The organism is Lacticaseibacillus camelliae DSM 22697 = JCM 13995, from assembly GCF_001436615.1.
GTDB lineage: Bacteria > Bacillota > Bacilli > Lactobacillales > Lactobacillaceae > Lacticaseibacillus > Lacticaseibacillus camelliae.
The window spans coordinates 1-15,151 of the sequence record NZ_AYZJ01000043.1; the positions used below are offsets into that span (position 1 = coordinate 1).

The 15,151-nt window shown below is 44.3% G+C and carries 12 protein-coding genes and 1 pseudogene; all 13 read left to right on the plus strand.

Annotated features, from left to right (window positions below):
* Positions 1-73 precede the first annotated feature (73 nt).
* The gene (locus tag FC75_RS08295; protein ID WP_082623127.1) at positions 74-1,246 is read left to right on the plus strand and encodes an LTA synthase family protein; all 1,173 of its coding nucleotides are present in this window, start codon (positions 74-76) and stop codon (positions 1,244-1,246) included.
* A 370-nt stretch (positions 1,247-1,616) separates the two neighbouring features.
* Positions 1,617-2,687, plus strand: coding sequence for a phosphomevalonate kinase (locus FC75_RS08300; protein ID WP_054665124.1), 1,071 nt, complete (start codon positions 1,617-1,619; stop codon positions 2,685-2,687).
* Between the two features lie 147 nt (positions 2,688-2,834).
* The gene (locus tag FC75_RS08305; protein WP_054665098.1) at positions 2,835-4,235 is read left to right on the plus strand and encodes a sugar transferase; all 1,401 of its coding nucleotides are present in this window, start codon (positions 2,835-2,837) and stop codon (positions 4,233-4,235) included.
* A 10-nt stretch (positions 4,236-4,245) separates the two neighbouring features.
* Complete coding sequence (locus tag FC75_RS08310; RefSeq protein ID WP_054665101.1) at positions 4,246-5,067, plus strand: glycosyltransferase; 822 nt, start codon at positions 4,246-4,248, stop codon at positions 5,065-5,067.
* Between the two features lie 12 nt (positions 5,068-5,079).
* Positions 5,080-5,940 carry a LicD family protein gene (locus FC75_RS08315; protein WP_054665104.1) on the plus strand — a complete coding sequence of 287 codons (861 nt, stop codon included), beginning with the start codon at positions 5,080-5,082 and terminating at the stop codon, positions 5,938-5,940.
* 33 nt (positions 5,941-5,973) lie between these two features.
* Positions 5,974-6,933 carry a glycosyltransferase family 2 protein gene (locus tag FC75_RS08320; RefSeq protein WP_056989625.1) on the plus strand — a complete coding sequence of 320 codons (960 nt, stop codon included), beginning with the start codon at positions 5,974-5,976 and terminating at the stop codon, positions 6,931-6,933.
* 23 nt (positions 6,934-6,956) lie between these two features.
* Positions 6,957-8,339: an O-antigen ligase family protein gene (locus FC75_RS08325; protein WP_054665106.1), complete on the plus strand. Its 1,383-nt coding sequence runs from the start codon at positions 6,957-6,959 to the stop codon at positions 8,337-8,339.
* A 5-nt stretch (positions 8,340-8,344) separates the two neighbouring features.
* The gene (locus FC75_RS08330) at positions 8,345-9,178 is read left to right on the plus strand and encodes a LicD family protein (RefSeq protein WP_156314427.1); all 834 of its coding nucleotides are present in this window, start codon (positions 8,345-8,347) and stop codon (positions 9,176-9,178) included.
* Positions 9,179-9,196: 18 nt separating this feature from the next.
* Positions 9,197-10,735 carry a lipopolysaccharide biosynthesis protein gene (locus tag FC75_RS08335; protein ID WP_056989626.1) on the plus strand — a complete coding sequence of 513 codons (1,539 nt, stop codon included), beginning with the start codon at positions 9,197-9,199 and terminating at the stop codon, positions 10,733-10,735.
* Positions 10,736-10,745: 10 nt separating this feature from the next.
* Positions 10,746-11,879, plus strand: coding sequence for a glycosyltransferase (locus FC75_RS08340; protein ID WP_056989627.1), 1,134 nt, complete (start codon positions 10,746-10,748; stop codon positions 11,877-11,879).
* Between the two features lie 215 nt (positions 11,880-12,094).
* Positions 12,095-13,582, plus strand: a complete 1,488-nt coding sequence (locus FC75_RS08345) for a DUF6056 family protein (protein WP_054665117.1) — start codon at positions 12,095-12,097, stop codon at positions 13,580-13,582.
* A 60-nt stretch (positions 13,583-13,642) separates the two neighbouring features.
* Entirely contained in the window at positions 13,643-14,596 is a 954-nt protein-coding gene (locus FC75_RS08350) for a glycosyltransferase family 2 protein (protein ID WP_156314428.1), read from the plus strand.
* Positions 14,574-15,151 (plus strand): annotated as a pseudogene (locus tag FC75_RS08355) (hypothetical protein); the annotation flags it as partial. The gene FC75_RS08350 and the pseudogene FC75_RS08355, both read left to right, overlap by 23 nt.

A 15,151-nucleotide genomic window follows, 5' to 3' on the forward strand; every position in this document is an offset into this window, starting at 1 on the left:
CATGGCCTTTTTGGTCTAGTCGCTAAGGTGTTGCACTTGAATTGTAAACTGGGGGCCAAAGAACTTAACCATAATGTTTAATTTATCTGAAAGCTTTTCGAATCCGACTCACATAGCAGGTTTGAAACTAAACCAAAATCCTATCCCTTATATTACTCAGTTAAAGAGGCGGACCACTTCCGGACTGATGATTAGTGCGGGTTATGGTGGTGGTACGGCCAATATGGAATATATGTCTTTAACAGGCATGTCGATGGGGCTCTTTGCTTCTGGTAATGTGATTCCCAATAGCCAAGTCGTGCCTAGTGAGAAGATTGCACCGAATGTGGGAAACCTTTTTGAATACGCCTCGGCGATACATCCGTACACTGGCGGATATTATAATCGGCCGGCAGTGTACCGTAAATATTCTTTCAACAAGTTTGCCTATCTTGGTAGTCAATATAAAATTATTGATCAGAAGCGAATTGGCAAATCTATGTATCTGTCCGACCAGACTGCCTATGCTAACGCCTTGGCTCAAATTAACTCTCGGCAGGGAGGACAATTTTTGAATCTGATTACGATGCAAAATCACATGCCATACACGGCGGATGTTTATCCTGATCACGACTATCAGGTTAGTGGTAGTGGTTTCGCGCCAAATATGAAAGCGTCAGTTCAGCACTTTACGCAAGGTATTTCATATACTGACACTGCTGTTAAAGCCTTCATCAGTCAAATCGATAAGTTGGATAAACCAGTTATCATGGTCTTCTATGGCGACCATCTGCCAGGTATCTATGATTTACCAGCTTCCGTTGAAAAATATTCAACAGACTATTTCATCTATGCTAATAAATATGCGAGAGAGCATGGTGCAAAAGAAGTTAGTGAAGGTCATAAGTTTGTAAGTACCAACGATTTCATCCCGATGGCTCTTGAGGAAGGAAATGCGAAAGTAGACCCGTATACAGCCTTGCTAACCGATGTGCAGCATCAGTTGCCAACGATGTGGCAAGCGTTGGGCGTTTTAGGGACTAATGCCTCTGGCAGTCAAGATAAGTCTGAAAGTCAATCGAGCCAATCAGGCGATGCAAAGGTTGAAGCACTTAATTTTGTGACCGAATCTGGTAAAGTGATCGATGAAAGCAAGCTAAGCCGTGCACAAAAACGCCTTTTGCACGATTATCGACTGATTCAATACGATATTACGAGCGGCCACCAGTATTGTCTGAAAGATTGTTTCACTAAAACTGTAAAATGAAGCAAATTGGTTTGTCGGTTATTGGATTCGTTTAATAGATTGGGTGTTGGAGAATGCAGTGTCGCTTCTTTATGGCTCCAGAAAGAGGTCTGTAGTAGAAATAAGGCAGTGATTAGGTGGTTGTGCCTGTACCCGACTAGGATTAACCGGGTATTGTATAATACATACACTTTTCACCTCGACTGGCGCTACTACTAAGAGGCTGGGGGATCAGAGGAGATTCTCTGAACAAAGTTTATCGGGTCGGACTGCCTTTCTTGAGAAATAGTTACAGTTAAGCGCGTCACCGGTCAGCCGAGGCGAGGACACTTATAATCGAATTGGAATTAGTACGTGCAATTGATAATATTTGGGAAGGGTTCTGATGATGGTGGTAACAGCGCAGGCGCCAGGCAAGTTGTATATTGCTGGCGAGTACGCGGTGGTGGAAACTGGGTACCCCGCGATTATCGTAGCTTTAAATCAGTTCGTCACAGTTACGGTTGAGAAGATGGCCAAGTATGGCAGTATCGTCTCGAAACAGTATCAGGAGAACTCGCTTCTCTGGCAGCGGGAAGGTGACGAGATGGTGTTTGATAACCGCGACAATCCCTTCCACTATATCTTAAGTGCAATTAAATTAACCGAGCAGTATGCACGAGAGCAAGGAAAGCCTATGGCACTGTACAGGCTTTACGTTGACTCTGATTTGGACTCCAAGGACGGTAAAAAATATGGGCTTGGGAGTTCGGCAGCAGTCACGGTTGCTACGGTGAAAGCTCTGAATGAGTTTTACGATTTGAAAATGACCTCTGATCAACTCTACAAGCTCTCTGCAATCGCACACTTGGATGTTCAAGGAAACGGTTCATTAGGCGATATCGCGGCCTCGGTCTATGGGGGATGGATTGCCTATCAGTCGTTTGACAAGGACTGGTTGGCAGCGGAACGCCGAACTCATCAGCTGAGCGAACTGTTGAAGATGGACTGGCCGCAATTATCGATTGAGCTTTTGCAGGCCCCTGAAGCACTCAAACTTCTTATCGGTTGGACTGGTTCGCCAGCCTCTACATCTCGTTTAGTAGACAAGATAGCCATCGCGAAGGCTCAGAAGCAGGAAGAATACCAGCGCTTTTTAACTGATAGTCGGGAAACCATTCAAAGTATGATTGCGGGATTCAGAAACCATTCCCTAACCGTGATTCAGAAGTGTCTCAGGCGCAATCGTCACTCCTTGGATGAGTTGGCGCGCTTTTCCGAGGTGGAAATTGAGACAGACGCTTTGAAAACAATGTGCGAATTGGCAGAAAAGGCCGGCGGAGCGGCAAAATTCTCCGGAGCAGGCGGTGGTGACTGTGGGATTGTACTGATCGATCGCTCTAAGCAAACTGCTGGTCTGTTGAAAGATTGGACACAACATAATATAGAGCCGTTAACTTTTCATGTTCATGAGATTGTCTAGACCTCATAAATTTGTTAAAGCTTTCAGGCTTTGTTTTGGAACGGTCGCCTGATTTGGTATGATATGGGGTGACCGTTTTTCTGTAATCATAATTAGTGATAATTCGAGTAGCACACTGATGCAATTCATTTGTTGAGAGGGTTTGTTATGAAACAAAAAGCTTCATGGGGCGGTTTGAAACGGTTTATAACAGTGGTTGGCGATGTGGTGGTCTTCAATGCCAGCGTCTTGATCGCGTTTTATCTGCGCTTTGGCCGGGCTATTCCCATTCGGAATTTTTACACATATGAAAAATCCGTGGTCTGGCTGACCGTGGTCTTTCTACTGGTCAATTTTCTACTTGGTGCCTATGTTTACTACAACCGCCGCGTCAGCGACATTATCTTTATTACGATTTTAGGCCAAGTACTGACAATTATGGGTCTGATAATGATCACCTTCTTGGGAAGGTTATTTGCCTTTCCTCGCTCGGTGTTGCTTCTTTCCTTTGTTGTAAGTGCGATTACATTAAGCATTTACCGGGTAATTATCTTTTTCCTCTATCTGAGATTAACTCCCAGTCAGCGAGTTGCTGTTGTGTCTCATGTGGAGGATTTGCCAGCGGTGATTCAAAACTTCAACTCGGCCAAGAACAACAAGCACAAGGTTGACGTGGTGGTGACGGATCATTTCGTTGAAAACGTGAAGAACGTGTTGCCTGATGTTGATGTTTTCTATCTGACTAAAGACATCTCTGACGATGACAGGCGGGCAATCGTTGATCTCGTATTGAAGGCAAACAAACATCTGATGTTTCCTTCAACATTTGATAACTTATTGATGTTGCGGCCTAATTTAATGAATTTCGAAGATGAGAGCGTTATGGGCATTAGTGATTTCCGCCTGTCTTCGGAGAATGCATTCTTTAAGCGAGTCTTTGATATTATTGTGGCGCTGTTACTTCTAATCGTTGCGTCTCCGTTTATGCTGGTGACCGCCATCTTAGTTAAGGTGACTTCACCAGGGCCTATCATTTACAAGCAGACACGGATCACGCTCAATCAACGCGAATTTTCAATTTACAAGTTCCGCACAATGCGTAATGATGCCGAAAAGCAGAGTGGGCCAATGCTAGCCCAGGCCAACGATGCGCGTGTGACCTCTGTCGGGAAGTATCTGCGAAAACTAAGGCTGGATGAATTGCCGCAGATTTTCAATGTACTCAAGGGCGATATGTCAATTGTCGGGCCACGGCCTGAACGACCTTTCTTTGTTAATCAGTTTAACGCTGAGGAGCCTCATTATTACCTGCGCCACAATGTCCGCGCTGGCATTACCGGCTATGCGCAAGTTTATGGTAAGTATGCGTCGGACTACCACAGTAAGCTGAAATTTGATCTTCTTTACATCAAATGCTACAGCGTCTTTTTGGACGTGAAAATTCTGTTGCAGACGATTAAAATCCTTTTTGACAAGGTTTCCTCACAGGGACTTGATACGGATGAGGAGCCAAGCATGAAGAAGTTGCATGAGATTGTTGAGGAGAACGATATCAGGCATCTTAGTTAGGAGGATTATTATGGGGACGGCACCGATTACTGTTCTGATGTCGCTTTACAAGAAGGAGTCACCAGATCATCTCCGCACAGCCTTGAAAAGTATCGCCAAGCAAACCCTGCAACCAGAAGAAGTGATTATGATTCTAGATGGGCCAATCACCGCGCCACTCCAACAGGTGTTATCTGCTAGTCAGGCTTGGTTACCACAACTTCATATTTATCCACAGGCGACTAATCAAGGATTAGGACCGGCACTCGCAATCGGTGTCAAGCTGGCCTGTTGTGAGTTGATTGCCCGGATGGACACTGACGATATTATGGAGGCAGACCGTCTGGCGTTGGAGTACCGTGAGTTCGAGTTGAGAGCAGGATTGGACATCTGCGGTTCAACCATCAGTGAATTTGTGGAAGATCCAGCCAACATTGTGGGAAGACGCATCGTCCCTGAGACAAATGATGAAATCCGTGAGTTCTCAAAACGTCGCAATCCGTTTAATCATATGACGGTTATGTTCAAGAAAGACGCAGTTTTGAAGGCAGGCAACTATCATTCGGTGAAGAGCTTTGAGGATTATGAATTATGGGCGCGAATGTTAAAGCAAGGATCTGAAGCGTACAACATTCAGAAAGACTTGGTGTTGGCGCGAACGGGTGCTGACATGATCAGCCGGCGGGGCGGCTGGAAGTATCTTATAGAGGGTCTTGGTGGGCGTTATCGCGTTTATCGTGAAGGCCTGGGAAATTTCGGCGATTTTGTCTTTGTCAGTGGAGTCCACATTGTCATCAGCGTGATGCCTGGGAAAATGCGGGAGTGGTTCTACCACAAGAAGTTAAGGCAGTAATGGAGGGCCAACGTGTATAGTAATGATCCGAAATTAGCAAAGGTTCAGCATGCTACACTTAAAATCGCACGGGTATTTGTCGATTTTTGTCAATCGCATGAGCTCCTTTGCTATTTTTGTGGCGGTGGTGCTATCGGTGCGGTGCGTGAACATGGCTTTGTGCCTTGGGACGATGATCTTGATTTCTTCATGCCCAGAGCAGATTATCAAAAGCTGATTCAGCTTTGGCCTAAAGGGCCTGAGCAACGTTTTGCGTTAGAAGTGGCTAGTCAGCACTTCGTTAACCGCAACAATTTTGTGACGGTCAGGGATCGCGAGACTACTTTTATTAAGACGTATCAGAAAGATCTAGACGTTGTGCACGGGGTTGCCATTGATGTTTTTCCATTGGATGTGGCACCGGTCAGCAAGGTTGGACATGATGTTCAGCGCGCCTGGGCGATGGTGTATGCCTTGTTTTCGGAACAACTAGTACCTGAGACTCATGGCGGTATCATCGCAGCAGGCAGTCGTCTGCTGCTCGGCTTGTTTCGAAGTGAACAGATGCGCTACCGAATTTGGCGGTTTGCTGAGCACCGGATGACTAGGTATCAAGGTCGGGACACGGGGCTTGTCACTGAGCTTTGCGTCGGTCCGAAGTATATGGGAAACCGATATCCGGAGACAGCTTTTAAATCTGCTGTGATGCTGCCGTTTGAAGACACGGCGATGCCGCTGCCAGTTGGGTATGATATTTATCTCAGACAGGTTTTTGGTAACTATATGCAGAGACCGCCTAAAGCACAGCAAAAGCCACATCATGATGCTGTATTTATTGATCCTGAACATAGCTATACGCGCTATGAGGGTCGTTATTACTTAACCAAACACTAGTTGGCCAAACACGGTTACCGAGGTGAGAAGAGAATGCCTGAGATTAGCATTATTGTTCCTGTTTATAAAGTGGAAAGGTATATAAAAAAGTGTGTCGATTCGATTCTGAATCAAACCTTTAAAGATTTTGAGGTCATTCTCGTCGATGACGGCTCTCCTGATAATAGCGGTCGAATGTGTGATCAGTATGCGAATGAGGATGCTCGGGTGCGCGTGATCCACAAAAAAAATGGCGGGCTGAGCGATGCACGTAACGCCGGCATAGACGTCGCGCGAGGTCGTTACCTTGGGTTCGTTGATGGGGACGATTATATTGCTGCGGATATGTATCAAATCCTTCATAACGCGATTATTCAGGCTGATGCTCAGCTGGCGATTTGTGGAATCTATGATGTCTATGGTGACGAAAAACCGAAGAAAAAAGACCTTTTTTATAAGGAACTTAACCGTGACCAGGCGACAAAGCTGATCCTAGAGGGTAACATTATCTCCGTACATGCGGTGAATAAGCTATATGCTCGGAGAATTTTTCAAACACTTCGTTATCCTGTTGGTAAGTATCACGAAGATTCCTATGTCATTTTGGACGTGCTCAATCAGTGTTCGAGAATCGTTGTTGATTCCCGCCAGCGATATTACTATGTCCATCGCGAGGATAGCATTAACACGGAGACCTTCTCTGAAAAGCAGTTTGATTTCATTGACGCTTGGGAAAAAAACGAGCAGAAACTTGTGAATGCTAGTCCTGCGCTGAGGCATGCCGCCCATCAACGTGTGTGTTTTGCAAATTTTCTGGTGTTGGATAAGTTATTGAATGGTCAAGCCGAGACAAAGTATCCGCGGCATTTGAAAGCAATAGTCCACTATCTTCGGTCGAATTATTTCTTTATTCTTCGAGACAGGATTTTTACCGGGGCGCGTAAGGTGGCAATGACAGCTCTGATGTTAAGCATCAAGTGTTACGCAACTGCGATTAAGCTTCATCGAAATTAATCAGATTGGGTTAGGGTGAAAAAATGCAAAGATTGATTGGTTATAACAAACCACTTACACGGATCTTCATACTTTCGTTCGAGATAGCGTTGCTGTTAAGAATGAATATTCTGGAAAGTTTGGTGTCTTCCAAGTTTGATTCAGCTCTATTTGCGATTGTTGCACTGTTCGGGGCTTTAGTTGTGCTGACTAACTTGGCAGAATGGTTCACAAATCGAGAAATCCCGAACGTCTGGCTAGTCTTGATTATATTGGCAATGGTTGTCTCGACTTTATTGGTTCCGGAAGCGTCACTTATCTCAAACGGGAAAATGGTAATATGGCAGGTTCTGTACTTCTTTGCGGTTTTCTATGTGGGTAAACACGAAGATCCACAGCTGTTAAGGTGGTTTGAAAACATCCTGTTTGTTTACTGGACAATCAGCGTTATTGGGTCTTTGTTCTTATTCTTCGTGAACTATAGCTACACCGCATCTCTGAGCAAGATTTATTATGGGGTTCGAATTGGAATGGTTCAAAATCGGTTGTACGGATTTTTCGTTGAGCCCAACTTTGCTGCCAATTTGTCCGACATTACCATCTTATTGATGATGAACCGTGCGATTAAGGCAGGCAATCGTGCGAGAGTGGGATATTGCGTGCTCATGGCGATCCAGTTTCTGTATGTCGTGCTTTCGGGTTCTCGTTCTGCGATGCTTAACCTGAGTTTGGTTACTTTTATCGGACTGTTCTTGGTTTTTCGTTATCAGAGGCGTTTTGATACTGTTTTTGTGAAGTGGCTGAAATCTCTTGGAGTTGCCTTGCTAGGGGTATTACTGGTTGTGGGTTTGAGTGAGGGCGTGAAAGTTGTAATGCCCCATTTAGTCGTTCCCACTAAAATCATTTTGTTGGACAAAATGGGTTCGCAGACCACGAAAAAGAATAGTGACGTTTCGCTGGAGCGTGAAGATATCACAGAAAATGGGGATACGTCTAACGGTCGATTGTCTCTTTGGAAGAGCGCACTGGAAATTGGGGCAAGTAGTCCGGTCTATGGTGGTTCCCCTCGTAACTTCATTAATTATGCTCGTAAAGAGTTGCCGCATACTTATATTTCATATGCAGGCCAGACGCCGCATAACCTATTTTTATTGACACTGGTCAGCACCGGTCTGATGGGGTTGATTCCACTCGTTGGCTTCCTGATTGAGAAATTCTGGTTACTAGCGAAGAATTTGTTTAAAGCTCGTGGACTTGATGATATCAGCTTTATTATCTTTGGGTTAATCGTCGTTGACATGTTCGTCTTTGGATGTGTGATGCCTGATGTTATCTTCGAGAACCGGATAGGGGCCTTCTGCTTTTGGCTTTTTCTAGGCGTTGTGTCTTTTGGCCCTGCACCTGAGCAAGATCGATTGGAGATGTAAATTCTTTGACACCAATGACGCTACAGCAAATACAGGAATGCGAGTTAAACATTCTGAGCTATATTGATGGTATATGCCGAAGCCACGGGTTACGCTACAGCATTTTTTATGGTTCATTAATTGGGCTTGAGCGTCACCATGGCTTTATTCCCTGGGATGATGACATCGACATTGTGTTAGCTCGGCCTGATTATGATAGGTTGATTAAGCTCTTAGCTGGACAAAGCGATTATCCTGTTCTTAGTTTTGAGACTAGGGCGCACTACCGTTACGCTTTTGCTAAGGTTGTCGATCCGGCAACGACGATGGTCAGCCATCAGGTGTATGGTGCAGAAGACCCCCTTATGGGGGTCTTCGTTGATATTTTCGCGCTGGATGGTGCACCTGCAGGCCGAGTGGCGCAATACCGCTTTCATGATGAATGCGAGAAACTTCGAGAAAATATGATGGATACTCTTCCAAACGGAACGTATGCTCGTTCCTTCTCTCGTTGGAAAGCATATGTGAAGCGAGTGATTCGTTATCCTCATTACCGTTCTTTAATGGCACAGGGTGATGACAATTACTGGCGTCAACGTTATGTGAAGACGATGACCCGCTATTCATTTGATAAGGCTAGTGAATGTGGTCGCCCGGAGTATCTCAATGAGGATTGGGGCGTTTTCCCAGTCGCCTGGTTTTCTTCGGACGAGTTTGAAGATGTCAATTTTGCTGGCCGGACGGTGATGGCGATTAAGGCTAGAAAAGAGTTTTTAACTCTGAGGTTTGGTGACTACATGAAAATGCCACCGGCTTCTGCGCGTGTTACCAACCATCCGTATACGTTTTATTTCAAGTAATCGAAAGAGGGACCGGTAATGAAAAAGCAACGTGGCCGTCTTGAATATTCTATTATGAATTCCGGTATTTCAACCGGGATCTACATTATGCGGCTCTTGATACAATTCATTGCCCGTAGTATCTTTATTCGGTTTTTGGGTGAAACATATTTAGGCTTAAACGGATTGTTCACTAACATTTTGAGTCTGCTTTCGGTATCAGAACTTGGCGTTGGTAGTTCAATCATCTTTTCACTGTATAAACCGATTGCCTTGCACGATCACCCGCAAATCGTGGCGTTAATGCAACTTTATCGCAAGGCCTACAACTGGATTGGGGTCACAATCGGTGTGCTGGGAATCGCAGTCATGCCATTTCTGCACCTGATGATCCATGGTTCTCAGCACGTAGATAACCTCTACTTGATTTATTTGCTGTTCTTGACCAACTCGGTTGTCAGTTACTTCTTTACATACAAGCGGTCTTTGATCTCAGCGGATCAGAAGGCTTATATTGTCACATTAAATGATTTCTTATTTCTTTTAGTAGCCAATATTGTTCAAATTACCTTTTTATATATCCATGCAGACTTCGTCATTTATCTGATAATTCAAATTATCTTCACCATTGCAGGAAACGTTTGTATTTCTTGGATCGTTGATCGACGTTATCCGTATATTCAACATGCGAAAGCGGTTAAGGTGGACAAGGCTACTAGTGATGAGATAAAGAAAAATGTTCTAGGTAACATGTCCTCCACAATTGGCGGACAGATTGTTATGGGTACAGATAATATCTTTATTTCCTCCTTTGTTAGTTTGATTGCGGTAGGCATTTATTCAAATTACACGCTCATCGTAAACGCAGTCCAGAATATTTGTAAACAAATCACCAATTCAATTACCGCAAGTATCGGTAATTTTGCGGTGGAGGCGGATGCAAGTCGTAGAAACGATTTATTTCGACGTCACTTCTTTGTCAGTCAAAGTCTGGCCTTTTTTACCGGAATAGAGCTGTTGGTTTTACTCGATCCGTTTATTAGCTGGTGGGTCGGCAAGGGTAACGTGCTGCCTAAGGTTACGGCGCTATTGATTGTCATTAACTACGTGATTCAAGTCTATCGGAATACGGGCTTTGTATTTATTCAGTCATTTGGTTTGTTTTGGTATCAACGGATCAAGCCGGTTATTGAAGCAACAATCAATGTCGCGCTGTCGTTACTTTTTCTGATTCCACTGAAGATGGGGATCAATGGGGTGCTGCTAGCAACAATTGGTTCTTCGTTTGGTTTTGTTATATGGTATGAGGGGTATGTCGTTTATCATTACGCCCTGCAACGCCCTGTTCGAGAGTATGTCGTCTTGATTTTTCGGGGGATTGCACAGCTGTTTGTGGCAGGAGCGATTGTTGATATTCTTGTAAACAGATTTATCACGCTACAAGGCGGATTGCTCAGCATCATTATTAAGGCTTTCGTGACCCTTATTCTGTCGATGATTCTCTACATACTGTTTAGCTTTAAGACTCCCGAGTTTAAGTATGTCTTGAGTGTTGGAAAGCGATTTTTGAAACGTTAAGGAGAAGATAATGCGTATTGCAGTTGTCAGTCAGGGCTTTGGTTATGGTGGCTCTTATATTGCGGCGGCTAATATTGGCAAAGCATTAGCGGCTGAAGGGCATGATTTGTACTATTTTGCTTACCAGTACACGACCAACTATTCTGATTTGCCAGAGGACCGGTTGTTCCAGTTCGGGCTACCTCATAAAGGAATAGCAGAAGTGGTTGACAAGATGGGGAAAGGGCTGGAGTTTCTTTTTCATCGAAGCTTTGTGCCCGCGGATTTTGCAAAGCCTGAATTAAAGAGGCTTCTAGCTTATCTCGATCAATACAAAATTGATGTGGTGATATTAAACTCCTTTTGGTCGGTAACGTTATTTGCGAAAGCGCTGCGTGAGAATCGGCCAAAATTGCACACAATTGCGTGGATGCATGAAGCGACTGATTATAGTTTTGGCTCTCTGACTAAGAATTACCGGCCGGCATACATTGCGGCTTTGACTGCAGTTTCGGCAATAGTTTGTTTAACTCATTTTGATCTGAAGGTTTTTTCTCAATACAATCGCAATACCCATGTAATCTATAATCCCGTTGTCCTAGCGTCGCATGGGCAATCGCCGCTGACTTCACATAAGATTATCTTTACGACGAGGCTTGACACCTATATAAAGGGGCTTGACTATCTTGTAGAGATTGCCAAACAACTACCACCAGGCTGGAAGATTCAAATTGCCGGTCAGGGGCGCCCCAATCAGGTGAAGACATTTAAGAACATGATTGCCGACGTCAGCCCTGAACATATAGAATTTATTGGCTCTCTAGATGGTAATGCACTTGCAGAGCATTATCAGGCGGGCAGCATGTTTCTTTCCACCTCCCGTACTGAGGGATTGGGTATGGTGATTATCGAGGCGATGTCTTTCGGATTACCAGTGGTTTCCTTCGCCCACCATGGGGGACGGGAGATTTTGGAGCCAGATCAGACTGGACTTTTGGTGCCGGTGGGCGATGTGTCGGCCATGCTTAAAGACATTAATCTGCTAATCAGTAACGTTTCGCTCAGACACGAGTACGGAGAAAAATCACTTAAACGATACGAGGCCTTTAAACTTCCTCGTGTTATTTCGCAGTGGAGTGCCGTCTTGGATTCTTTGCGAGATTGATGTGGCTTTAAAAATGGCTTATTTACCGGTTGGGATGGAAAAACAACTGACTGGTATCCATGACTCTGGACGAATTTTTCAAAAATAGTTCAACGCTTGCCTTATCGAGGACTAGAATCTGAGCGTATCGTGGGTTGGCACTTTGATTTTGAGACATTGTATTTGCTAATCCGCTCGCAGTGGCTTAATCAGTGATTTGGAGGATCCCGTCAATAATGAAAATGAAGGCAAAACAACCTTGGATACTGTTTTTACTAATAATTGGATTTGGCTTATTAGGCTTGGTCTTGCCGTTCAGCGGTGACGATTTGATGTGGGGAGGCCAACAAGGCCTCCACCTTATGTCCACCAATTTTTATAACTATAATGGACGGCTATTTAGCAATATCCTGATGGTTGGAATGACTCGCTATACGATTCTTCGAGTCTTGATTTATGGATTTGGTAGTGTGGGTTTGGTGTATTTGGTTGCCGCGGTCGGATTCAACTCAAAACGAGTCAAAGGCTGGCAACTTATGCTCACGACCGCGTTGCTCATGACCATGTCGCAAGAAGTATTTGCGCAAACATTTGGTTGGCTTTCCGGTTTTATCAACTATATTTTTGGAATGATTCCAGTTTTGCTTATGGTCATTTGGGTGCGGGAACGGCGGCCAGAATCAATATCAAAATGGCAGTGGCTTCTATTTGGGGGGCTAGGTTTCGTAAGTGCTCTGATTGTGGAACATATAACGCTATACCTTTTGCTCTTCGGTATCTGTGCGTGGATATACCTTAAAAGAGCGCATTCCAACAAAGCGTCGACCGTGCTTGCTTTTCTTGTGGGAATTGTTCTTGGGGCCATTCGAATGTTTACTGATCCTAGTTACCTTGCAGCTTTTGCAGGTAAAAATGATCAACGACATTTAGCCTTGGGCCAGCGAATTATCGCACAGATTAGGGATACATATACACAACGCATGTACCGTTATGTGTTTCATGAGAATGGCTTGATAATTGCACTGCTAGCGGTTGGTTTGTTCATACTTATCTGGCGTGCTCCTATAGGGCACAACGTTGTCAAAATGTTTGTCAGCACGCTATTACTTGGGTATGCCTTTTTAACATTTTTCAGCAGTCAGATGTTTGATTGGGGAAATCTTAATCGTTCAGGAGTCTTTAACAATTTGCTAGCGATTGCTAGTATTTTGTTCGTTGTCGGTGTCATACTTGCTACTGCTCTGTACGTTCAAAGTCCTCAGCTTCGCACGCGGATGTGGTTTTACATTGGTTCGGCGTTGGTACTGTCCGCGCCTTTTGCAATCATCACTCCTTATGGCCCACGTTGCGCATTTGGTAGTGTTGCTTTTCTTTTGATTGCATCGCTTGATGTCTTGAGAGCGGTTCTTGAACCGCAACCGAGAACTTCAGCTGTGATTGTCCACGGTAGCTTTTTGCTTGGAGGTATTAGTTTGCTGTTAATGCTATTAATGATGACAGCCAATGGCTATTATAATAATGAGCGAGTAGTACAAATGCGTGCTCAAGCGCGGCAGGGTAAAACAGAGCTAGTCCTGCAACGACTACCGTTTGATCAGTACAATTGGAATACTACTCCGAATACCGACTGGGGCTGGGGATATCCAATGATGTTAAAGAATGCACGACTTAGTCAGCACAAATATCATCTGGTGTTTGTCCCATTTAAGGCATGGCCAAATTAACGACATACTTGCTTAGTAGTAGACCCGAAGAAAGCTTCATAATTCAGAAATGGGTGAGTCATTATGCAGAAATTACTGATTGCAATTCCTTGCTTCAATGAAGAAGAAAATATTGAGTCAATTTACCAGCGTATTATCTCTGATATCAATTTTAAAGAGCTAGGGCTGGAGCACGAGATTTTGTTTATTGATGATGGCAGTAAGGACCATACTGTTGACGTTTTTAAGAAGCTTTCGGATGCACACGATGATGTCTCCTATATTTCATTATCGCGAAACTACGGGAAAGAGACGGCGATGGTTGTCGCCTTCGACTATTTTCACCACGATGCGCTAATCATCATGGATGCAGATTTACAGCATCCGCCCGTGTTAGTCAATGACATGGTTAAGCTTTGGCGGCTGGGCTATGACGATGTCTACGCGAAGCGAAATAAACGCGAGGGGGAAGGCTGGTTTAAAATCAAAACCTCTCAGTGGTTTTATAAGCTTCTCGGCAAGATTTCAAAAACTCCGGTGACCCCAGATGCTGGTGATTTTCGACTATTAGACAAGAAAGTAGTGGTTGCTCTGCGTTCTCTCCGAGAGTCTCAGCGCTATACCAAGGGACTTTACAATGTTGTCGGGTTTAAAAAGGTGGCAATTGAATTTGATGCGGCGCCCAGACTTCATGGCAAATCTAAGTGGAGTTTTCGTAGCTTGGTCAACTTGGCCCTAGAGGGAATCACTTCGTACACCACTGCTCCATTGAGAATTTCCACCTTTCTCGGATTTATTGTTTCGGCGTTCGCATTTATTTATATGATCTATGTATTCATCAAAACGCTTATCACAGGGCCTACACAGTCAGGGTTCCCAACAATAGTGATCCTGGTTTTGTTCTTAGGTGGGTGCATCTTGATTTCTAATGGTATTCTAGGTGAATACTTAGCCCGGGTCTTTATGGAGTCGAAGAATCGACCACTATATTTCATTGAGGAGAAGCATACGCATGATCAAAAAAAAGATAACTAACAATCCTTATGTTCTGTATGGAGGGCTGTTTCTTGTTTTTTTTGTACTTTTTGCAATGGTCCCTTACAGTCATGATGAATGGGCATGGGGTACCCAAACGCGCTTGTCCGCTTTTAGAAACTTCTTCCAAGGCTATAATGGGCGATACTTCGGTGATTTGATTTCCCTGGCGATTACGCGAAGTGTGCTTTTCAAAGCTGCTTTCATGAGCGGAATCATGACCCTGTTAATTAATGCCTGCGTTAGGTTGGCAGGTGCCGTTAGTACTGTTAAAGCCAATGATCTCTATGGCATCATTCTTGCCCTCTTGCTGTTAGCACCAACCGCTTTGTTTGCACAAACGTATGGTTGGCCAGCCGCATTCGTGAATTTTGTGCCGCCAGTAATTGCGATTATTTGGCTTCTGTGGTGGCAGTTTAATATTCACAATCGACACTTATCCCTTTACAAGCAGCTGCTTCTGGGTTTTTTTCTGACGCTGGGTGCAGAATTTTTTAGCGACCTCAATTTTCAAGTCAAGTGCAACGATGATAACGAATCCTTGATAGTGGTCTA

Bases quoted from the DNA above. Each gene is read 5' to 3' on its own strand.
- FC75_RS08295 (WP_082623127.1), top strand. From the start codon at position 74: ATGTTTAATTTATCTGAAAGCTTTTCGAATCCGACTCACATAGCAGGT.
- FC75_RS08305 (WP_054665098.1), top strand. From the start codon at position 2,835: ATGAAACAAAAAGCTTCATGGGGCGGTTTGAAACGGTTTATAACAGTG.
- FC75_RS08310 (WP_054665101.1), top strand. From the start codon at position 4,246: ATGGGGACGGCACCGATTACTGTTCTGATGTCGCTTTACAAGAAGGAG.
- FC75_RS08320 (WP_056989625.1), top strand. From the start codon at position 5,974: ATGCCTGAGATTAGCATTATTGTTCCTGTTTATAAAGTGGAAAGGTAT.
- FC75_RS08325 (WP_054665106.1), top strand. From the start codon at position 6,957: ATGCAAAGATTGATTGGTTATAACAAACCACTTACACGGATCTTCATA.
- FC75_RS08335 (WP_056989626.1), top strand. From the start codon at position 9,197: ATGAAAAAGCAACGTGGCCGTCTTGAATATTCTATTATGAATTCCGGT.
- FC75_RS08340 (WP_056989627.1), top strand. From the start codon at position 10,746: ATGCGTATTGCAGTTGTCAGTCAGGGCTTTGGTTATGGTGGCTCTTAT.
- FC75_RS08345 (WP_054665117.1), top strand. From the start codon at position 12,095: ATGAAAATGAAGGCAAAACAACCTTGGATACTGTTTTTACTAATAATT.